Here is a 236-nt window from a genome sequence, read left to right as displayed (position 1 = left end):
GCCCGGTAAAGTCGAACTGGGCGCAGCGTTTGGATACGCCGCCTTACTACGCATTTCCGGTGACGTGCGGGATAACATTTACCTTCGGCGGCATCGGCATCACTGAAAAGTGTGAAGTCAAAGACACGAGCGGCAATGTGATCAATGGGCTCTTTGCCGCCGGAGAAATAACCGGGGGATCGTTTTACAACAATTATCCCGGCGGTTCGGGATTAATGAAGGGCGCTGTGTTCGGC

1 protein-coding gene is annotated in these 236 nt (G+C 54.2%); it reads left to right on the top strand.

From position 1 onward, the window contains the following. Positions 1 to 236 (top strand): FAD-binding protein (locus ACLJNW_RS28485; protein WP_410962032.1); only part of this gene is annotated, 236 nt, incomplete at both ends.

This window comes from Salmonella sp. SAL4457 (genome assembly GCF_046548235.1).
In the GTDB taxonomy this organism is placed as follows: domain Bacteria; phylum Pseudomonadota; class Gammaproteobacteria; order Enterobacterales; family Enterobacteriaceae; genus Salmonella; species Salmonella enterica.
The sequence above is the reverse complement of the archived record's forward strand: the minus strand, read 5'-3'. Positions and strand labels throughout refer to the sequence as shown.